Genomic DNA, 20,236 nt, shown 5'->3' on the forward strand with positions numbered 1-20,236 from the left:
GCTGTCTGCCGACAGAGAAAACCAAAGGGTCTGCGTGCACAAGACGTGCGGCGGCCGATCCACGGAGGAATGTCATGGCTCTGGCCGATCTGCAGCCGGTGGAAAGGAACGATGCGGGCATCGCGCTGGTGCTCGGCATTCTCAAGCAGCGTTTCGGCGACCGTTTCCAGACCGGCCATGCCATTCGCGGCCAGCATGCGCATACCACGACCTACATTCCCTCGCAGCTGCCGGACGGCGTGGCGTTCGCCCATTCCACCGAGGAAGTGCAGGAGATCGTGCGCGCCTGCGCCGAGCATCGGGTGCCTGTGATCCCGTTCGGGACAGGTACGTCGCTCGAGGGCCATGTGAATGCACCGGGCGGCGGCATCTCGATCGACCTCACCCAAATGAACCGTGTGCTCGCCGTCCACGCGGAAGACCTCGATTGCACCATCGAGCCGGGGGTGACGCGCGAGGATCTGAACACGCATCTGCGCGACACGGGCCTGTTCTTCCCGATCGACCCCGGCGCGAACGCCAGCCTCGGGGGCATGGCCGCAACGCGCGCGTCGGGCACCAATGCCGTGCGCTACGGCACCATGCGCGAGAACGTCCTGTCGCTGACCGCCGTGATGGCCGACGGCCGCGCCGTCACCACGGCCAAACGCGCCAGAAAGTCCTCCGCCGGTTACGACCTGACGCGACTGCTCGTCGGCTCGGAGGGCACGCTGGGCGTGATCACGGGGCTGACGCTGAAGCTCTACGGCATCCCGCAGGCGATATCGGGCGGGGTCTGCCCGTTCCCCAGCGTGGATGCGGCGTGCAACGCCGTCATCATGACCATCCAGATGGGCCTGCCGGTCGCGCGCATAGAACTCATCAACGGGCTCGGCATGCGCTCGCTCAACAACTATTCGCAGCTTGGCTATCCCGAGACGCCGTGCCTGTTCGTCGAGTTTCACGGCAGCGAGGCGGGCGTGAAGGAACAGGCCGAGACGTTCGGCGAGATCGTCGCCGAGTTCGGCGGCGGGCCTTTCCGGTGGACCAACGTCGCCGAGGAGCGCGCAAAGCTGTGGAAGGCGCGGCACGACGCCTACTGGGCCGGGCTCTCGCTGCGGCCGGGCTGCAAGGCGCTGTCGACGGATGTGTGTGTGCCGATCTCGCGGCTCGCCGAATGCATCAACGAGACGGAAGAAGACATCGCCCGCTCGGGCCTGATCGCGCCGATCGTCGGGCATGTGGGCGACGGCAACTTCCATGTGCTGGTACTGATGGACCCCGACGACCCGAAAGAGATCGAGGCGACGGAGGCTTTCGTGGGGCGCCTCAACATGCGCGCAATCTCCATGGAAGGAACCTGCACGGGCGAGCACGGCGTCGGGCAGGGCAAGATCGCCTTCCTGCCGCACGAGCTTGGCGTGGGGGTGGACATCATGCGTTCAATCAAGCAGGCGCTGGACCCTCACAACATCATGAACCCCGGCAAGGTTCTCCCTGCGGCTGTGACATAGGGCCGATTGCCACTTTATCGTCACCGTATTGCCGCTAAAGTGCGGGGGAGCTTGGGGATTCAGGCGGGAGAAAGAGACTGGCCCGGCTATTCGTCGTCATTGGAGGGTTCATCGTACTGGCGCTGACCGTGGCGCTGGTCGCACCCTACTTCATCGACTGGACTTCATATCGCGCCGACTTCGAGCGCGAGGCCAGCCGTATTCTCGGTCGTGACGTCAAGGTGCAGGGTAGTGCGAATGCCCGCCTGCTGCCGTTTCCATCGGTCACGTTCACGGACGTGGTGGTCGCCGGAGTGAATCCCGGCGAAACCGCGATGACCGTCGAGACCTTCTCGATGGATGCGGAGTTGGCTCCCTTCATGCAAGGTGATCTGCATATCTTCGACATGCGTCTGGTGCGCCCGGACATCCGCATCGGCGTCGGCGACGACGGGGCAGTCGACTGGTCGATGCGGCCTTCGGCACCCATCGGCGCCAGCCACATCTCGCTCGAGAAGCTGACCATCACCGAAGGCCGGGTTTCGATAGAGCATGCAGAGAGCGGCCGTACGCACCAACTCACCGAAATCAATGCGGACATATCGGCGCGCGCCCTGACCGGCCCGTGGCGGATGGACGGATCGCTGCGGCTGGACGGGATGCGCACGGCGTTGCAGGTCTCGACGGGCGCGGTGGACGAGAGCGGCCGTATGCGGCTTCGCGTGCGGGCCGAGCCCGAGCGATTCCCGTTCGTGCTGGAAACCGACGGCGCGGCGCGGATCGAGGAAGGCGGCGCACGCTATGCCGGCCAGTTCCGGGTCAACGCATCCACTGCCGCGCAGCTTCAGCAGGCACAGCAGCAGGGCGCGCAGCAGCCACCCGCCTACAGGGTGAGCGGTGGGTTCGATTTCGACCACAGGATGCTCGACATCACCGAGTTCCGGTTCGAGACCGGCACGCTGGAGGACCCCTACACGGCCGACGGAAGTGCGCAGTTCGTGCTCGGCGCGGAGCCCCGCTTCGACATAAGGGCGGATGGCGCGCAGATACGTTTCGAGGATGCTGCCGGCGGCGAGGCCGGCGCGGGTGCCGCGCTCGACCAGCGCTTGGCGGCGGTGCGCGAGTTCCTGCTCGACATGCCGCGCCCGGCCATTCCCGGCCGCGTCGCCGTCAACCTGCCGGCGATCGTGGCGGGCGACACGACGGTGCGCGACATTCATCTGGCGGCCGAGCCGTCCGAGGCCGGCTGGACGGTTGCCTCGCTCGGCGCCACGCTGCCCGGCCGAACGACGCTTGAAGCAAGTGGCGAACTGGCCGTCGCCGACGAACTCGGCTTTACAGGGTCGCTGCTGCTGGCGGTGGGGCAGCCCTCGGGCTTCGCGACGTGGCTGGCGCGCGACGTAGACAACGCCATACGCCGGCTCCCTGCTGCCGGCTTTAGCGCGCAGGTGGAATTGAGTAGCCAGCGGCAGGCATTCCGCGACCTCGAACTGGTGCTGGGCTCGGCTCGCTTTCGCGGCGAGATCGACAGCCGGACGCCGGCGGGTGAAGAACCTTCCATGACGCTGAAGCTCGACGGCGACAGGCTGGATGTCGAAGGCATGACGGCGTTCGCCTCGCTGTTCGTTAGTGACAGCGGCGAGACGCGGTTGCAGGATCGCGACATTGCCTTCGAAATCACGGCCGGCCCGGTGACGGCGGAGGGGCTTGCGGCGGAGACGCTGGACACCGCGCTTCGGCTCAAGGATGGTCAGCTCGAGATCGACAGGCTTTCGATCGGCGGGCTTGCGGGCGCAAACATCAGCGCGACGGGCTCGATCAAGGACTTCGACAGCCGGCCGACGGGCAATCTCGACGCAACGGTGATCGCGACGGACCTTGAACCGCTGGCCGCGACACTTGCAGAGCGTTTCCCCGAAAACCGGCTCGCGCAGGAGATGGCCCGTCGTGCCGCGCTTTATCCGGGCCTGCTGGAGGAGGCCTCGATACGGGTCGTCACCAGCGCGGCCGCCAATGGCGACGGGACGAGCGGCCTTGCGCTGAGCGCGACCGGCGAGGCAGGCGGCACGAGCTTCACGCTGACCGGCAGCGCTGAAGACGGAAGCAGCGCGCTTGCCACGACGCCCGTTACGCTGGAGCTGTCTGCGCGCAACGAAGAGGCCGAGGCGCTCTACGCTCTTATGGGCCTTCCGGTGCTGCCGCTGGGAATGCTTGGGGCTGGCGAACTGGAGCTTGCGTTCGAAGGCGTGCCGCAGGACGGCGGCGCCGCGCGCTTGTCGTTTTCCGGCGACGGTCTCGATCTTGGCTTCGAGGGCGAGGCATCGCTGCGCCAGACGGGTATCGCCGCCAGCGGCGACGGACGCCTCGAGGCCGACGATCTTGAGCCCTGGCTGGTCGCCAGCGGCATCGTGCTGCCGGGCGGTGCGCTGGGCCTCCCGGTGACGGGATCGGCACAGATCGACATCGACGACGGCCTGCTGGTCCTGTCCGGCCTGAGCGGCGAGGTGGCGGGTGCCGCCGTGCGCGGCGACATCAACGCCCAGATGCGCGAGGGACTGCCGCATCTGACGGGCGCGCTGGCGCTGGAAAGCTTCGATCTCGCCTCGGTGGCCGAAATGGCGACGGGAGCCGCTGCATTGCAGGGTGGCGGCGACGACTGGCCGACCGCGCCTTTCGCGCAAGGGGTCGCCACGCCGCTGACGGCCGATCTCGACCTCGCCGTCGACCGCCTCTATGCCGGCTTCCTTGCCGAAGCGCGCGACGCCCGGCTTACCTTGCGCATCGGGCGCGACGGCATTGCGGTCTCGGACGTAAGCGCGCAGGTCTATGGCGGCCGGATTTCCGGGCTGCTCGATTTCAAGAATGACAGCGGCACCGGCCTGCTTTCCAGCCAGTTGCGGCTGGACGATGCCGACCTCACCGAACTGCTCGGCGATGTCGGCCTTGGCGGGGAAACGACGCTGACTGCAGCCCTGACGGCAAGCGGCAAGTCGATCGACGGCATCGTGTCGGCGCTTGCCGGCTCGGGCACGGTGAGCGTGCGCGACCTTTCCATCGAAGGGGTTGCGCCGGATGCATTTTCCGCGCTGCTGGCCGAAGCCGACAAGATCGGCCCCGCGATCGATGCGGCGGCCACGGCAGTGTTCGCGACGGACATCGTGCGCGAGGGCACCTTCCGCGCCGACAGGGCCGACATCGCCTTCACGGTGGCCAACGGCGGTGTGCGCGCGCCGCCGCTGCGGCTGGAAACGGACGGCGCGACGCTGTCGGGCGAGGTGAGGGCCGACCTCGGGCAATCGACGGTCGGCGCGGAGGCGACGCTGACCTTCGCTGCCGGGCAGGAAGCGCTCGTCGGCTCCGAGCCGTCGGTGCGTTTGGTGGCGGCAGGGCCGCTCGACGATATCGGCGTGCTGGTGGACACGGAGCCGCTGGCGCAATTCCTGACCCAGCGCGCGCTGGAACTCGAACAGCAGCGTGTCGAGGCGATGCAGGCGTCGCTTCTGGAAAAGCAGCGGCATCGGCGCGAGGTGCGGTACTATGCAGCGCTTTCGCAGGAGCGCGCCAACGCTGCCGAGGAAGCCCGCCGTGCCGCCGAGGAAACCGAGCGGCTGGAGCGCCAGCAACGCCTGATCGAGGAAGGGGAGGCTGCGCGCAGGCGCGCCGAGGAAGCAGCCAGGATAGAGGCTGAACGCGCACGCGCGGCCGAGGAAGCGGATGCCGCGCAGCGCCGCGCCGAAGAAGAAGAAGCACGACAGCGCCGCGAGCAGGAGGCCGAACGCCGGCGCATCGAGGAACAGACGCTGCGCGAACAGGACGAGCGCCAGCGCGCCGAAGATGAGCGGCTGCGCGAGGAGGTCGAGGCGCTGATACGGGCCCGCGGGACGAATCCTTCGACGCCTGTCGCGACCGACCCCAACGCAGTGCAGCGCCAGCCGCTGGCCCCGCCCGGCACCGTCGATGTCACCCCGCAGCTTGCCCCCCGCGCACCGGAACCGAGGCCGCAGCCCGCGCCCTTCACCTTCTCTGAAGAAAGCTTTTCGGTGGAAGGTCTGATGCGCGCGCTCGGCGAGAACCGCTAATTCTGAACAGATCAACCGCCGTTGCGCACGGCCTCCAGCACGTAGAGGCGGAGAGCGGATGACAGGTTGGTCGTGCGCGGCCGGGCCTCGTCGATCTCGCCCACCAGTCGCGCCAAAGGCACGTCGCGGGCGGCCGCGATCTTCGCCAGCTCGTCGAAGAACTCCTGCTCGAGCGAGAAGCTGGTGCGGTGGCCACGGATTGAAACCGAGCGTTTGACGACGGCGCTCACCTGTCTTCGCCGGGCTCGGGCCTTTCGCGGCGGTGGGCCTCGTGGGCGGCTTCTGCGCGCTGGTTTTCGCTTTTGGTGACGCTGCGCTCGGCCTTCGAGCGGCCGTGCAGGAGCCGGTTTTCGCCGGCCGCCTTCTCGTCCTGGGCGCGTGCCTTGCGCTTGCGGGCCATCCGGAGATTGACGATCTCGCCCATGGGCGCGGCTATTTCTTGCGGAAAGCGTCCAGCGACACGACGTCGGCGGACTTGCCGGGCTCTTTTTCTTCCTCCGCCTCGTCGGGCGAGGCGGCTGCAGCCTGCTTGCGCTGCTTGTCCGCCTTCTTTGAGGTGGTCGCAGGGGCGGGAAGTTCGACGGGCGCGTCCTGCTGTTCCGGCACGAGGTCCTCGCCGCTCGGCTGTTCGACGAAGAATTCGAGCTCGAAGTTGACCGACGGATCGTAGAAGCCGCGCACGGCGGCGTAGGGAATCTCGAGCTTCTCCGGCACGTCGGAGAACGACAGGCCGACCTCGAAGCCCGTGTCCGTCACCTTCAGATCCCAATACTGGAACTGTAGCACGATGGTCATCTGCTCCGGATAACGCTCGCGCAGGCGGCTGGAAACGCGCACGCCGGGCGCGCCGGTCATGAAGGTGATGAAGAAATGGTGGTTTCCGGGCAGGCCGGTCCGCGCGACCTCGCCCAGCACCTTGCGCATGACGCCGCGCAGGGCCTCCTGGGTGAGAATGTCGTAGCGGATAAGATCGTCAGCCATAGGGGCCCAATTTTCCTTGAATCAACGGCAATGGTGTAATGAAGCTTGGGGCGCGCGTAAACTGGATATAGCGTGACGCGATGCCGGGACGAGACGGCGGCAGCAAAAAGCGCAACCAAAACGAGCGCTCACCAATTCGATTCAATGTCTGGGAGAGGAAGTGGAGGTTTCTGTTGCCAGGTACCTCCGAACCCCGCCTGAAGGTGCTAACCCACAGGGCTTAATTCGAGACTATCGCGCCGCATTAAGCAGCGAGACGTGCCTCAGCATAGTTGTCGTTGGCAACTATAAGAATAGCCCGATAACGGTGGTACAATGCCGGGAAAAAGTCCGCTCTTTACACCCTCGTCGATCCTGTTTCGCCCCCATCAGCAGCCGCAGCGCGATGCTGCGGTTCCTGGTGGAGGCGCCGGGTACCGCCCCCGGGTCCGAATGGCTTATTGCAACGGCCGTTTATTTCCATAGTCAGGCAAGCTGACCGCCCGAATATAGGAAGTCGGCGCGCGAAAGGGAAGGCCCGTTCGACGCGTCGCCTCGCTGCGTCGGCAGCCACGGCCGGGCTTGACTCGGCCTTTGCGAGAACCGAAGTTTACCTTGCGGATGACGCAAGGTCCGCTTCATTTCTTTGAAGCCTTTACTGACGAGGGGAGACTACGGATGACCGATTATCTCGCGGACGTGAAGAAATACGATGCCGGCGCAAGCGAAGACGCAGTCAACAAGATCGTGAAACATCTGGGCATCGCGCTGCGCAACCGCGATTCCTCGCTGGTATCGTGCAGCGATCCGAAGGAACTGGACCGGGTGCGGACGAACTGGATCGAAAAGAAGCTGGGCGTGTCCGACGAGGCCAAGGCCAATTCCGTCATAGAAAAGGTCTGTCAGGAACTCTCCGCCGACCGCACCAAGAGCCGGGTGACGTTCTACTACCTGACGGCGAAACATCTGGGCAAGCTCGGCTCGCTGTAGCCCCGTCTCCCAAAGCCTCTTCTATCCACAGCGATATCGGCTGCCGTGCCGCGGCGGCCGAGGAAACGCGTGCCGCGCCGTGGCGCGTCGGCTATGATGCGTCGATACACGAATCGTAGCGGCGGCATCCATGCGGCAATATCTCGACCTTCTCGAACACGTGCTGGAAAACGGCGTCGATCGCGGCGACCGCACCGGCACGGGCACGCGCGGTGTGTTCGGCTGGCAGATGCGGTTCGACCTTGCCGAGGGTTTCCCCGTCCTGACGACCAAGAAGCTGCATCTCAAGTCGATCATCCATGAGCTGCTTTGGTTTTTGGCCGGCGACACCAACGTCAAATATCTCAACGACAACGGCGTCACCATCTGGGACGAGTGGGCAGACGGCAATGGCGACCTCGGGCCTGTCTACGGGTCGCAGTGGCGCTCGTGGCCGAAGCCGGACGGCGGGTCCATCGACCAGATCGCCAACGTCGTCAGGGAGATACGCGAGAATCCCAATTCGCGCCGGCTGATCGTCTCGGCGTGGAACCCTGCCGAAGTGGATGCCATGGCGCTGCCGCCATGCCACTGCCTGTTCCAGTTCCATGTCGCCAACGGGCGGCTTTCCTGCCAGCTCTACCAGCGCTCGGCCGACATCTTTCTGGGCGTGCCATTCAACATTGCGTCCTATGCGCTGCTGACGATGATGGTCGCGCAGGTGACGGGGCTGAAGCCGGGCGAATTCATCCACACGCTGGGTGATGCGCATCTCTATTCCAACCATTTCGAGCAGGCGCGGGAGCAACTGAAGCGCAAACCCCACGCTCTGCCGACGATGTGGATCAATCCCGACGTCAGGGATCTGTTCGCGTTTCGCTTCGAGGATTTCCGGCTGGAAGGCTATGTGGCCGAGCCGACCATCCGCGCACCGATCGCGGTGTGATCGCGATGCGCGTGACGCTGGTGGTGGCGATCGCCGAAAACGGCGTCATCGGACGGGACGGCGGGCTGCCATGGCGGCTTTCGACCGACATGAAGCGCTTCAAGGCGACGACGATGGGCAAGCCCGTCGTCATGGGCCGCAAGACTTGGGAAAGCTTTCCCAAGCAGCCGCTGCCCGGCCGCCACAACATCGTGATAACGCGTGATCGCGGCTACGTTGCTGACGGGGCGGATGTCGTTTCCTCGCTGGACGAAGCGCTGGCTCTAGCCCGAGAGGACCATGCGGAGGAGGCATGCATTATCGGCGGCGGGCAGATCTATGCACAGGCGCTGCCGACGGCCGACCGTCTCGACGTAACCCATGTTCTGGCAACGATAGATGGCGACACGCGATTTCCACCCATAGATGCCGAAACATGGTATGCTGCAAGCAGCGAGGCGTATCCGGCGGGTGAAAAAGACAGCCATGCCACACGCCATGTGATCTACGAACGGCGGCAGTCCGAATAAGGCGCTGGCGCGGCCATCTGCCGCGAAAACGCCGCACCCGGCATCCATTGCGTTGAAAGCGTGGGCTTGCGTGCCTATAACCCCGTTAAACGGCAACACGTGGCGGAGGTTCCGCCGCCAAGGACATAGTCTAGACAAGAGGAAGTTCATGCCCTGGAGCAATCAGAGTGGCGGAGGCGGCCCGTGGGGGGGCGGAAGCAATGGAGGAGGCGGTGGCGGTCCGTGGGGCCAGGGGCCACGTGGGCCTAGCGGTCCGGGCGGCAACCCGCCCGATCTCGAAGACATCATCCGTCGCGGACAGGATCGCCTGAAGCAGGCGCTGCCCGGCGGCGGGCAGGCCAGCCCTGCCATGTTCGGCCTGATCGCATTGGTGGTGGCCGCGCTGTGGTTGTTCCAGTCGATCTACACCGTCCAGCCGGACGAACTGGCGGTCGAGCTGCGCTTCGGCAAGCCCAAGGACGAGATTTCCGAGCCGGGGCTGCATTTCCATTGGTGGCCCGTTGAAACGGTCGAGAAGGCCAACGTCGCTGAAAAGCTCATCAATGTGGGCGAAGCGCGCAGCACGGGCGGCGCTTCGACCGGGCTGATGCTGTCGGGCGACCAGAACATCGTCGATGTGCGTTTCTCGGTTGCCTACCAGGTGGCCGATCCGAGCGCCTATCTCTTCAACGTCTCCGATCCGGACGCGACGCTGCGGCAGATCGCCGAGAGCGCGATGCGCGAGGTCGTGGGCCGGCGCCCGGCTCAGGACATCTTCCGCGACGACCGTCAGGGCATCGCCGAGAACGTGCGCGAGATCATTCAGGGCACCGTCGAGGATTACAATGCGGGTCTGGCGATCACCGCCATCTCGATCGAGGACGCCGCGCCGCCGCGCGAAGTGGCCGATGCGTTCGAGGAGGTGCAGCGCGCCGAACAGGACGAAGACCGCTTCGTCGAGGAATCCAACCAGTACTCCAACCAGCAGCTCGGTCAGGCACGAGGCGAAGGCGCGCAGATCCGCGAAGAAGCAGCCGCCTACCGCAACCGTGTCGTGCAGGAGGCCGAAGGTGAGGCGCAGCGCTTCATCTCGGTTTACGACGAATACGCCAAGGCACCCGACGTGACACGCAAGCGTCTCTTCCTGGAAACGATGGAAAACGTGCTGCGCAGCTCCAACAAGGTCATCGTGGAGCAGGGCAACGGGCAGGGGGTGATCCCCTACCTGCCGCTGCCTGAACTGCGCGCGGCGCAGCAGGGCCAGGGAGGAAACAACTGATGTCAAACCGTCTTCCCGCAATACTGGTCATCGCGGCCGTCCTGCTTTTCATCGTCTGGTCGTCGATCTTCGTCGTCAACGAGCGCCAGCAGGCCATCGTGCTGCGCTTCGGTGAAATCGTAGACGTTAAGACCGAGCCGGGCATCTACTTCAAGGCGCCGTTCTCCTTCCTGGAGGCCGATAACGTGCAGATGATTGAAGACCGCGTCCTGCGTTTCGATCTCGACGACATCCGCGTTCAGGTCTCGGGCGGTCGCTTCTACGAGGTCGACGCCTTCATCGCCTATCGCATCAACGATGCCCGCCGGTTCCGTCTGGCGGTCTCCGGTAGCGTGCCGCTGGCAGAACAGCGCCTGCGGACGCGTCTCGATGCGGCGCTGCGCCGGGTCTACGGTCTGCGCGGCTTCGAGGCGGCGCTGTCGGAAGAGCGTTCGTCGATGATGCGCGAGGTGGCCGAGCAGCTTCGCCCGGACGCAACGTCGCTCGGTCTTGAGATCGTCGACGTGCGCATCCGCCGGACGGACCTTACGCAGGAGGTCTCGCAGCAGACCTACGAGCGCATGAGGGCCGAGCGTCTTGCCGAAGCCGAGCGTCTGAGAGCGCGAGGTCGCGAGGCGGCACAGCGCATCCGCGCCCGTGCCGACCGCGAGGTGGTGGAGATCATCGCCGACGCACGCCGCGAATCGGAAATCCTCCGAGGCGAGGGCGAGGCGCAGCGTAACGCGATCTTTGCCGATGCCTTCACGCGCGATGCCGACTTCTTCGAGTTCTACCGCTCGATGGCTGCCTATACGGCGGCGCTCGAAGGGTCGGGCACGACGATGCTGCTGTCGCCGGATTCGGAGTTCTTCCGGTTCTTCGGCAATCCCAACGGCCGTCTGCCGACCAATGGCGAGCAGCCGACACAGCCGACCGCACCGGCGTCACCCGCTGCCGGAAACGGCGGCCTGACCACCGGCGCGACGGAATAGCGTGAGCGACCTTCTGGTCGCGCTGGGCCTCGTTCTGGTGATCGAGGGCGTTCTTTACGGCGGCCTGCCGCAGCTTGCAAGGCGGCTGGCCGCTGACGTGCTCTCGATGCCCGAGCAGGTTTTGCGCGTGGCAGGACTTGTGGCGATCGCGGCGGGTGTCGCGATCGTCTGGCTCGTACGGGGCTGACGGTCCCTTGTAACGCGCCCCCTACGACGCACCCTTGTGCGGCGTCTTTCAGGCAGTCACAATGATTTGTCGCGCGCGGCCGGATTCGGTCGCAAACGCGCCTCATTGTTGGCCACCATGTGCGCCGACGGCGTGAAGCCACCACCATTTTCGGAGAGTGCCCGCATGGTTTCGACGACTTTCAGGTCAGCAACACGCAAGGCGCTCATCGGCGCGGCGGCAGGCGCGATCGGCGCCGCCAGCCTCTGGTCGCTGCCGCCTTCGGCCCATGCGCAGGCGCAGCCGCCCGTGGTGCAGGGCCCCGCCTCGGTTGCCGATCTGGCCGAAGGGCTGCTCGACGCCGTCGTCAACATCTCCACCTCGCAGAACGTGCGCGGCAGCAGCGGCGGACAACGCAACGTGCCCCCGCCCGGCCTGCCGGAAGGCTCGCCGTTCCAGGAATTCTTCGACGAGTTCTTCAGCGAGCGTGACGGAGGCAACCAGCCCGGCGGCCGTCGCGTGCAGTCGCTTGGCTCCGGCTTCGTCATCGACGCCGAGGAAGGCATCGTCGTCACCAACAACCACGTGATCGCCGATGCCGACGAGATCGAGGTGAATTTCGCCGACGGCGGCAAGCTCAAGGCGGAGCTGGTGGGAACCGACCCGAAGACCGACATCGCGGTGCTGAAGGTCGATCCGTCCATCCGCGAACTCACCGCGGTCGAGTTCGGGGATTCCACGTCCATCCGCATCGGCGACTGGGTGATGGCCATCGGCAACCCGTTCGGGCTCGGCGGTTCGGTCTCCATCGGCATCGTGTCTGCGCGCGGGCGCGACATCCAGTCCGGACCCTATGACGATTTCATTCAGACCGACGCCGCCATCAACCGCGGCAACTCCGGCGGCCCGCTCTTCGACATGTACGGCCGCGTGATCGGCATCAACACCGCGATCATCTCGCCGTCCGGTGGCTCGATCGGCATCGGCTTCTCCATTCCCTCGCAGCTAGCCGTCGGCGTGATCGACCAGCTTCGCGAGTTCGGCGAGACGCGACGCGGCTGGCTGGGCGTGCGCATCCAGCCGGTCACCGACGACATCGCCGAAAGCCTCGGCATGGACCGGGCGACTGGCGCGCTGGTGGCCGGCGTCATCAAGGGCGGTCCGGTGGACGACGGCTCGATCCAGCCCGGCGACGTCATCATCAGGTTCGACGGCAAGGAGGTCCGCAACATGCGCGACCTGCCGCGCGTCGTGGCCGAAAGCCCCGTAGGCAAGGCCGTGGATGTCATCGTCATTCGCAAGGGCGAGGAGCAGACGGTTGCCGTCACGCTCGGCCGGCTCGAGGACGGCGAACGGCTTGCAGAGGGCGAGGCGACCGAGGGCGAGACGGACACCCCGGAGGAGGTCGCACCGGTTGCGACAGCCACAGTGCTGGGCATGACCATCGCCGAACTGGACGAAGACACCCGCGCTACCTACGAAATCTCGTCGGAGGTTTCGGGCGTGGTGGTGACCGAGGTCGAGGACGGCTCCGTCGCGCAGGAGCGTGGCGTGAATGTCGGCGACGTGATTACCGAGATCGCGCAGGAATCGGTTTCTTCGCCCAAGGATGTGCTTGACCGGGTCAACGCTCTGAAGACGCAGGGGCGGCGCAACGCGCTGCTGATGCTGTCGTCCAATGCCGGAGAACTGCGCTTCGTCACCATCCGCATGGATTGACGGGCGGCGGCGGGGCAACCCGCCGCGCCATCTCACGCTGCCATCAACTGCTTGCGGTCGACGCGCTCCTGCTGCGGTGAGCGGGCGTAGAGCTCGCGGTAGCATTTGGAGAAGTGTGAGGCCGACACGAAGCCGCACGCGACCGCCACCTCAACCACCGGCAGAGAAGACTGGATCAGCAGGTGGCGCGCGCGGTCCAGCCTGATCTCCAGATAGTAGCGGGCGGGCGAGCGGCCCATTTCCTGCCGGAACAGGCGCTCGATCTGCCGGCGCGACAGCCCGACATGGTCGGCGATCTCGATCAGCGAAAGCGGCTCGGCAAGGTTGGCCTCCATCAGTTCGATGATGGTCAGCACCTTCGAGTTCTGGACGCCCAGGCGCGCGCGCAGCGGCAGGCGCTGGCGGTCTGTGGGGCTACGCACCCGGTCGGTCAGCACCTGCTCGCAGACGCGGTTGACGAGGTTGTCGTCGAAATCGTCGCCGATGAGCTTGAGCATCATATCCAGCGCCGCCGTGCCACCTGCGCAGGTGTAGACGTTGGCATCCACCTCGAACAGGTCGGCGTAGACGTTGGCCTTCGGGAAGGCCTCGGCGAAGCCCGGCAGGTTCTCCCAATGGATGGCGCAGCGCCGGTTGGACAGCAGGCCCGCCTGCGCCAGCACGTGCGCGCCGGTGCAGAGGCCGCCGATGGCGACGCCGCGGTTATACTCCTCGCGCAGCCAGGCGAACACGCTCTTCTGCTGGTACTTCTCGACGTTGAGGCCGGAGCAGACTATGACCATGGACGGGCGCTCGGGCCCTGCCATCTTGCGCCGTTCGTCTTCAAGGGAGGTATCGACCGCGCATTCCACACCGTTGGACCCGCGGACCGGTCGGCCATCCGCGCTTGCGAGCCGCCAGCGATACGCCTCGTAGCCCAGCATGCGGTTGGCCGAGCGCAGGGGTTCGAGCGCGGTCGCAAACGCGATCATCGTGAAGTCGGGTACCAGAAAGAAGACGATCGAACGTTTGAGCGTTTGCTTGGGCGTCACTTGTGCCTCCGGGGTAAAGCGGCCCGCAGACAGGTCATGTCGCGATCAGCAAAGCGTCATCAGGAAAACGCATAAATGTCAACGCCATGCGATGGGGGAATTTGACAAGCCGACCGCCCCTTAACGTCAAATTGTCGCGAGTGTATCCGAAACACGACAAAACCGCCGCGGCGGACTGCCGGGCGGCTTGTGTCGCTTGACCGATTGCGGCTGCGGCTGGCGTCAGTTGACCAGGAAGCCGTAGCGCGAGCCGGCCATCGCGCCGGTCTGGCCGGGCATCGTGCGGCCGAGGCGCTGGCGCTCGAGGGCGGTCGTCAGGTTGGATTCACGGCGAGCGAAAAAGAAGCGGGAAAAGAGTTTCATGATACGTCTCCATGCAAAGTCAGGTCTCACACGGAGCGCCTTCGCGTGATGGAGTGGGGTCGCTCGTTTGATAGCGCGGATATAAGCATTGTGCGGCGCAAACAAAGCTGAAAATGCGAAGTGCAAAGCTGCGAAAACGACACTGAAAACGGCGTTTGCCGGAAAAACGGCCAAATATGCAGCGGATTCATCGGCTTGGCGTTCAGGCGCGTCGCCATGCGGCTAAAACATGGGCGTCATGCCCAAATGCATGCCAAGCTGTGCGGGCCGGCGGGGCGGTCATTATCCCCGCCGGGGATCATGCCTTTGCTCGTCAATACCGCTTCGTCGCGATATCGATACTGGTGTTGAGCCATCCGTCGACCTTGTTCGCGTAGGCGACGGGCTGCTGCTTGCGGCGCAGCCTTTCGGGCGACCGGCCGGTGCGTGCGTGGTGGTGAATTTCCGCGAACTCGCGCAGGAAGCCCTTCAGTTTGCGAAACATGGACATTTGTCATCTCCCTGATGGTCACCCGCCGAAGGTGCGGTAGTTGCGGGCGGCGCGATTTGCGCTGTCATCCTCTACCTGCCAGCCGATGTCCTTTTGGATTTCGGGAGGCAGCGCCAGGATTTCGAGGTAGCTGTTCATGCGCCGGCGACGGGCACGATAGTCGTTGGCGAAGCGGGCGATCGAATTGAGAATAGACATTTCCTATCTCCTTCCTCGGCAGGGGAGCGACGTCTCCGCTGCTCATGGACTTGACTATGGCCCCTACGTCATGTTCAATCAAACGAAATGGAATGATGGTTTCATTCAGTTTTGTTGATGGCAGGTCCCAATGAACGCTCCCCTGAATCATCCGATGCCCATCCTCGATCTCGACGTGTTGCGCACCTTCGTGGCGATCGCCGAAACCGGCAGTTTCACCCTTGCCTCCACGGCAGTCTTCCGCACGCCTTCGGCCGTCTCCATGCAGATCAAGAAGCTGGAGGACATACTCGGCGTGTCGGTCTTCACGCGCGATGCGCGCTCGGTTTCGCTGACGCAGGATGGCGAGATGCTGATCGGCTACGCGCGGCGCATGCTGGCGCTGAACCGCGAGGCCGTCTCCAAGTTCATCGTGCCCGACATAGCCGGCATCGTCAGGCTCGGCTCTCCCGACGACTATGGCGAGCGCGTGCTGCCGACGGTGCTGCGGCGGTTCGCCAAGACGCACCCCGCCATCGCCGTGGACGTGACGATCGACATGACCAGCAATTTGCGCCGCCGTCTGTCGGAGCGTCAGCTCGATATCACCCTGTTTACGGCCCGCAGGGATATTCCCGGTGACGCGGAAATCCTGCTGACGGAGCCCATAGTCTGGGGCGGCGCCAAGGGTGGTTGCGCGCATCTGCGCGACCCGCTGCCGGTTTCGCTCTGGGAGGAGGGATGCGTGTGGCGCGCCGACGCACTCGACGCGCTGGGGCGTGCGGGGCGCAACTACCGTGTCGCCTATATGAGCGCGCACACCGCCGGCCAACGCGCGGCCATTCTCGCGGATCTCGCGGTCGCGCCGCTGCCCAAGTCGTTCATCGGCGAGGAAATCGTGGCGCTGGGGCCGGAGGAGGGGCTGCCGCTGCTCTCGAACTATAATCTGGCGATGATGGTAGCTCCAGACGCGTCCGCACCGGTACAGGCCGCTGCCGACCACATCCGCGCCGCGTTCGAGACCTTCAGGGAGACGGGCAGGTTTTGACGCCGTCTCAGGCCGACAGAAACGCCACCATACGGTCGCGCGCGATGCGTGCTTCGGGCATGTCGATCAGCGGCCAGACATGGATCATGCCCTGCCCGACAACCAGTTCGGCTTCGACGCCCTCGCGCCTGGCCTTTTCGACGAAGACGATGCTGTCGGGATAGAGAAGATCGCGCGTGCCGGAAAATATCAGCGTCGGCGGCAGCACCGAGAGGTCGCCGTAAAGTGGGCTGATGCGCCAGTCGCCGAAGTCGAGTTCTGCCGCGTAGAGCCGCACGGCTTCCTTCCCGCCCTGAATGCCCAGCCAGGGGTCGAGCTCGGCGGCCGTGAGCGTTTCGGGGTTGGCGAGCGTCATGTCGAGGCCCGGCGAAATCAGAACCATCCGGTTCGCCAGCGGCCAGCCTTCCTGCGCGGCCATCATGGTCAGCACCAGCGCCATGTTGCCGCCGGCCGAGTCGCCCATGAGCGCCACTTCCGACCCTTCCTCCATGACCTCGCGATACACGGCGCGCGTCATCTTGTAGATGGCGTGAAAGTCGTGCTCCGGGGCAAGCGGATAGACCGGCACGGTGACATGCGCGCCCAGCCGCTCGGCCACCTCGGCGATCAGAAACCAGTGGAACGAGGTCAGCTCGAAACAGTAGGCCCCGCCATGCAGGTAGAGGATGCGCCGCCCGGTCGCGCCCTGTCTCGGCCTTGCCTCGTAGACGGTGTGTCCCTCGACCGTGCGACGGGCGATGTCGAGGCGGCGCGCGACCTTCACCGGCGGCTGGTGATCCTGCGTCTTTCGCGATTTTTCGATCCAGGCGTGAAGGCCCTGCGGGCTCATGAACGCCTTCTTGCGCGTGTGTCGCAGAACGAGGGCGGCGAGGCGACTTTTCAGGCTCGGCATTGAGGCTCCTGCTGGCCCGGCGTCTCACGACGCGCAGGCGGGATTCTTGCAGGAAAATGAAGAGCTTTCGCCGGTCGCCGTCAACCCCGGTCGCGCCGTGCGGCCCGTTCCTCGCGCGAGCGGCGGCGCGGTGCGTTGTCGCCGGGAGTGCCGTCGTCGGGCGCGGGCAGCTTGCGCGGCGGGAGCTTCACCTGTTCGGCCAGCTTGGGGAATGGATCGACCTTGTTGGGCAGGGCCATCGCGTTGACGAAGAGCTGCTGAAAGTTCGGCTCCAGCGCGGTCTCGATCTTTTCGATACGCCGCACCGTCTCCTCAATCTCGCGGCGATGGCCGCGGTTCAGCAGGGCCATCAGCGCGCCCTGGCCGGCGGCGTTGCCCACCGCCTTGACCTCGGCGAGGTCGCAATCGGGTATCAGGCCCAGCACCATGGCGTATTTCGGGTCGATGAAGGAGCCGAACGCGCCGGCAAAGCGGATCGTGTCGACGTGATCCACACCCTGCTTTTCCATCAGCAGCTTGATGCCGGCATAGAGCGCGGACTTGGCGAGCTGGATCGCACGCACGTCGTTCTGGGTAATCGTGATGCGCGGCTGGCCGTCATGCAGCAGATAGGACCATGTGCGCCCATTCTGCAGGATGCGCGGGCTTACGGCCGACATCGCGCCATCGACCACGCCGTCCTCCGAGATGATGCCAGAAAGGTACATCTCGGCCACCACCTCGATAATAGCCGAGCCGCAGATGCCGGTGATGCCGAGGCGCTCCGCGTCATCGGCAAAGCCTTCTTCATCCGACCATTTCTCCGAGCCGATGATGCGGAACTTGGGTTCCAGCGTTGCCGGGTCGATGCGCACGCGTTCGATCGCGCCGGGGGCGGCGCGCTGGCCCGACGAGATTTCCGCGCCCTCGAAGGCGGGACCGGTGGGGGAGGAGGCCGCGACCACGCGCTGCCGGTTGCCCAGCACGATCTCCGCATTGGTGCCGACATCGACCAGCAGCATCATGCGGTCCTGCCGGTAGGGGCCTTCACAAAGTGTCGCCGCCGCCGCATCCGCGCCCACATGGCCGGCAATGCAGGGCAGCACATAGACGCGCGAGCCATGGTTGATCTTCAGGCCGAGCTCGCTGCCCCAGGTGTGGACCGCGCCCGACACGGCAAGCGCGAACGGTGCCTGGCCAAGCTCCGTCGGGTCGATGCCGAGGAACAGGTGGTGCATGATCGGATTGCCGACGAACACCGCGTCGAGGATATCCTCGGTCGAGACGCCGCCTTCCGCGCATACCTTCTCGATCAGCTCGTTGACGGCGCTCCGCACGGCCGAGGTCATCGCCTCGCGCCCGTCGGGGTTCATCATCACGTAAGAGACCCGGCTCATCAGGTCCTCGCCGAACCGTATTTGCGGGTTCGACGCGCCTGACGAGGCGACGATGCGTCCCGACAGCAGCGAGACGAGGTGCATCGCGATGGTGGTTGAGCCGATGTCGCAGGCGATGCCGTAGGCCTCGTTATGCAGGCCGGGCCACAGCGCGATGATGGTAGGGCGCGAGGAATCCAGGTCGCGGTGGATCGCTGCCGTCACACCCCATTCGCCCTTGCGCAGGATGGCCTGCACGTCGGAAAGCAGGTGCTGCGAGACCAGCAGATCCTGCCAGCCCCAGTCCTTTTCCAGCATCACCTTCAGCCGGTCCAGGTCGCCCAGCGGCTTGTGCATGTCGGGCTCGTCCACCTCGACGTAGCAGAGCTGGACGGCCGGGTTGCGCTCGATCACGCGATCCAGCGCTGCCTTGCGCACCACCTGAGCATTGATGACGGTGTCCTGCGGCACGTCGATGACGAGATCGCCCTCGATGGTGGACGAACACGAGAGGCGGCGCCCGTCGGGCAGGCCGCGCACCCGCTCGTAGCGTTCCTCCTTCGGCCCCTTGGGCGAGAGATGATCGTTGGAGGAGACGATCTTGTGCTTGGCGAAATTGCCCTCCTGCACCACCACCTGGCAGCGCCCGCAGGTCGCCCGCCCGCCGCACACGCTCTCGACATAGACGCCGAGCTGGCGTGCCGCGTCGAGCACCGGCGTGCCCTTGGGAAACCGCCCGCGCTTGCCGGACGGCATGAACAGGACCAGCGGGTCGGTGATGACGGGAGGCGGGTTCATGGTGTGCGGTCTATCCCCGCGCCATTCGTGCTTCACGGCCACCGCGGCGGCGTCCGCCGGTCGAGGCCTCGCCGGGCGCGTTGACGGCGACGGGGGCAGGAGCTGCGTGCTCGCCGGGCTTGTAGTCCTTGTAGGTCTTGATCCAGGTCATGCAGTCCCGGTCGGTGCCGTTCAGCACGTTGGCGCCTCGCACGGCTTCCATCTCCTGCGGTCGACAGGGGTTCATGATTGCGCTCGTCATGCCTGCGCCGATGACCATGGGGATGAACGCCGCGTTGATGCCGTGGCGGTGGGGCAGGCCGAATGAGATGTTCGACAGGCCGCACGTCGTGTTGACCTTCAGCTCGTTGCGTAGGCGGTAGAGAAGCTGGAACACCTGCCGTCCGGCATCGCCCAGTGCGCCGATGGGCATGACCAGCGGATCGACCACCACGTCTTCCGGCTTGATGCCGTGGTCCATGGCGCGTTCGACGATCTTCTTGGCCACGGCGAAGCGGACATCGGGGTCCATGGAGATGCCGGTCTCGTCGTTGGAGATGGCGACGACCGGCACGTCGTATTTCTTCACCAGCGGCAGGATCGCTTCGAGCTTTTCTTCTTCGCCCGTCACCGAATTGACCAGCGGCCGCCCGCGGGCGACCTTCAGCCCGGCCTCGATGGCGGCTGTGACCGAGGAGTCGATCGACAGCGGCACGTCGACCAGCCCCTGCACGATCTCCAGCGTCTGCACGAGCAGGGCAGGCTCCGTCGCGTTGGGATCCACCGCCGTGACGCCTGCATTGACGTCCAGCATTGTCGCGCCGGCCTGCACCTGCTCGATGGCGTCCTTCCTGACCGTGTCGAAATTGCCTTCGACCATTTCGGCAGCCAGCTTCTTGCGCCCCGTCGGGTTGATGCGCTCCCCGATGACGCAGAAGGGCTGGTCGAAGCCGATTACGATTTCCCTTGTCGCGGAGGCGACGATGGTGCGGGTCATGCAGTGTCTCCGTTCTGTTGTCGGGAATGTCCCGAATAGGGTGTGTCGCGCAAGTGC

20 protein-coding genes and 1 other RNA gene are annotated in these 20,236 nt (G+C 65.4%); 10 read left to right on the forward strand and 11 right to left on the reverse strand.

Features of this window, described 5'->3' with window-relative positions; all coding sequences use genetic code 11:
* Positions 1-74: 74 nt before the first annotated feature.
* Together FY036_RS11375 and FY036_RS11380 are read left to right on the forward strand one after the other, a co-directional pair.
* A complete protein-coding gene (locus tag FY036_RS11375) occupies positions 75-1,493 on the forward strand; it encodes an FAD-binding oxidoreductase (RefSeq protein WP_148914846.1) in 1,419 nt (472 codons plus the stop codon).
* Positions 1,494-1,570: 77 nt separating this feature from the next.
* Positions 1,571-5,551 (forward strand): AsmA family protein, encoded by a 3,981-nt coding sequence (locus FY036_RS11380; protein ID WP_268932172.1) that lies wholly within the window; start codon positions 1,571-1,573, stop codon positions 5,549-5,551.
* Positions 5,552-5,562: 11 nt separating this feature from the next.
* Here FY036_RS11380 and FY036_RS11385 read toward each other — a convergent pair whose 3' ends face one another.
* From FY036_RS11385 to ssrA, 4 genes are all read right to left on the reverse strand, one after another.
* On the reverse strand, positions 5,563-5,781 hold the full coding sequence (locus FY036_RS11385) for a ribbon-helix-helix domain-containing protein (protein ID WP_148914848.1): 219 nt from the start codon (positions 5,779-5,781) through the stop codon (positions 5,563-5,565).
* Entirely contained in the window at positions 5,778-5,975 is a 198-nt protein-coding gene (locus tag FY036_RS11390; RefSeq protein ID WP_148914849.1) for a DUF4169 family protein, read from the reverse strand. Before FY036_RS11390 ends, FY036_RS11385 begins: the two co-directional genes overlap by 4 nt.
* Before the next feature lie 8 nt (positions 5,976-5,983).
* The gene (locus FY036_RS11395) at positions 5,984-6,532 is read right to left on the reverse strand and encodes an SspB family protein (protein ID WP_148914850.1); all 549 of its coding nucleotides are present in this window, start codon (positions 6,530-6,532) and stop codon (positions 5,984-5,986) included.
* Between the two features lie 159 nt (positions 6,533-6,691).
* Positions 6,692-7,050, reverse strand: a transfer-messenger RNA (tmRNA) gene (gene ssrA / locus FY036_RS11400).
* A 139-nt stretch (positions 7,051-7,189) separates the two neighbouring features.
* Between ssrA and FY036_RS11405 the strand changes: the two genes are divergently transcribed.
* The 7 genes from FY036_RS11405 to FY036_RS11435 all read left to right on the forward strand — a co-directional run bounded on the left by FY036_RS11405 (position 7,190) and on the right by FY036_RS11435 (position 13,049).
* Positions 7,190-7,501: a DUF2853 family protein gene (locus tag FY036_RS11405; protein WP_148914851.1), complete on the forward strand. Its 312-nt coding sequence runs from the start codon at positions 7,190-7,192 to the stop codon at positions 7,499-7,501.
* Between the two features lie 130 nt (positions 7,502-7,631).
* Complete coding sequence (locus tag FY036_RS11410; RefSeq protein ID WP_148914852.1) at positions 7,632-8,426, forward strand: thymidylate synthase; 795 nt, start codon at positions 7,632-7,634, stop codon at positions 8,424-8,426.
* Between the two features lie 5 nt (positions 8,427-8,431).
* Complete coding sequence (locus FY036_RS11415; protein ID WP_148914853.1) at positions 8,432-8,935, forward strand: dihydrofolate reductase; 504 nt, start codon at positions 8,432-8,434, stop codon at positions 8,933-8,935.
* A gap of 148 nt (positions 8,936-9,083) precedes the next feature.
* On the forward strand, positions 9,084-10,193 hold the full coding sequence (gene hflK / locus FY036_RS11420; protein ID WP_148914854.1) for an FtsH protease activity modulator HflK: 1,110 nt from the start codon (positions 9,084-9,086) through the stop codon (positions 10,191-10,193).
* Positions 10,193-11,164 carry a protease modulator HflC gene (gene hflC / locus FY036_RS11425; RefSeq protein WP_148914855.1) on the forward strand — a complete coding sequence of 324 codons (972 nt, stop codon included), beginning with the start codon at positions 10,193-10,195 and terminating at the stop codon, positions 11,162-11,164. Before hflK ends, hflC begins: the two co-directional genes overlap by 1 nt.
* Position 11,165: 1 nt before the next feature.
* Positions 11,166-11,351 carry a DUF2065 domain-containing protein gene (locus FY036_RS11430; protein WP_148914856.1) on the forward strand — a complete coding sequence of 62 codons (186 nt, stop codon included), beginning with the start codon at positions 11,166-11,168 and terminating at the stop codon, positions 11,349-11,351.
* A 165-nt stretch (positions 11,352-11,516) separates the two neighbouring features.
* A complete protein-coding gene (locus FY036_RS11435; RefSeq protein ID WP_148914857.1) occupies positions 11,517-13,049 on the forward strand; it encodes a DegQ family serine endoprotease in 1,533 nt (510 codons plus the stop codon).
* 32 nt (positions 13,050-13,081) lie between these two features.
* Here FY036_RS11435 and FY036_RS11440 read toward each other — a convergent pair whose 3' ends face one another.
* The 4 genes from FY036_RS11440 to FY036_RS11450 form a co-directional block, all read right to left on the reverse strand.
* A complete protein-coding gene (locus FY036_RS11440) occupies positions 13,082-14,020 on the reverse strand; it encodes a GlxA family transcriptional regulator (RefSeq protein ID WP_235897642.1) in 939 nt (312 codons plus the stop codon).
* Between the two features lie 282 nt (positions 14,021-14,302).
* Entirely contained in the window at positions 14,303-14,443 is a 141-nt protein-coding gene (locus FY036_RS11445) for a hypothetical protein (protein WP_148914859.1), read from the reverse strand.
* Positions 14,444-14,756: 313 nt separating this feature from the next.
* On the reverse strand, positions 14,757-14,933 hold the full coding sequence (locus FY036_RS23765; RefSeq protein WP_161601127.1) for a hypothetical protein: 177 nt from the start codon (positions 14,931-14,933) through the stop codon (positions 14,757-14,759).
* An 18-nt stretch (positions 14,934-14,951) separates the two neighbouring features.
* The gene (locus tag FY036_RS11450) at positions 14,952-15,131 is read right to left on the reverse strand and encodes a hypothetical protein (RefSeq protein ID WP_148914860.1); all 180 of its coding nucleotides are present in this window, start codon (positions 15,129-15,131) and stop codon (positions 14,952-14,954) included.
* A gap of 130 nt (positions 15,132-15,261) precedes the next feature.
* Here FY036_RS11450 and FY036_RS11455 point away from each other — a divergent pair, with 130 nt between their 5' ends.
* Positions 15,262-16,158, forward strand: a complete 897-nt coding sequence (locus FY036_RS11455) for a LysR substrate-binding domain-containing protein (RefSeq protein ID WP_148914861.1) — start codon at positions 15,262-15,264, stop codon at positions 16,156-16,158.
* A 7-nt stretch (positions 16,159-16,165) separates the two neighbouring features.
* On the opposite strand, the gene FY036_RS11460 is transcribed toward FY036_RS11455, so the two are convergent.
* The 3 genes from FY036_RS11460 to FY036_RS11470 form a co-directional block, all read right to left on the reverse strand.
* A complete protein-coding gene (locus FY036_RS11460; RefSeq protein ID WP_148914862.1) occupies positions 16,166-17,050 on the reverse strand; it encodes an alpha/beta hydrolase in 885 nt (294 codons plus the stop codon).
* 80 nt (positions 17,051-17,130) lie between these two features.
* Positions 17,131-19,203: an ASKHA domain-containing protein gene (locus FY036_RS11465; protein WP_148914863.1), complete on the reverse strand. Its 2,073-nt coding sequence runs from the start codon at positions 19,201-19,203 to the stop codon at positions 17,131-17,133.
* A 10-nt stretch (positions 19,204-19,213) separates the two neighbouring features.
* The gene (locus FY036_RS11470) at positions 19,214-20,179 is read right to left on the reverse strand and encodes a methyltetrahydrofolate cobalamin methyltransferase (protein WP_148914864.1); all 966 of its coding nucleotides are present in this window, start codon (positions 20,177-20,179) and stop codon (positions 19,214-19,216) included.
* Between the last annotated feature and the right edge of the window lie 57 nt (positions 20,180-20,236).

Source organism: Neoaquamicrobium microcysteis (assembly GCF_008180155.1).
Taxonomy (GTDB): domain Bacteria; phylum Pseudomonadota; class Alphaproteobacteria; order Rhizobiales; family Rhizobiaceae; genus Aerobium; species Aerobium microcysteis.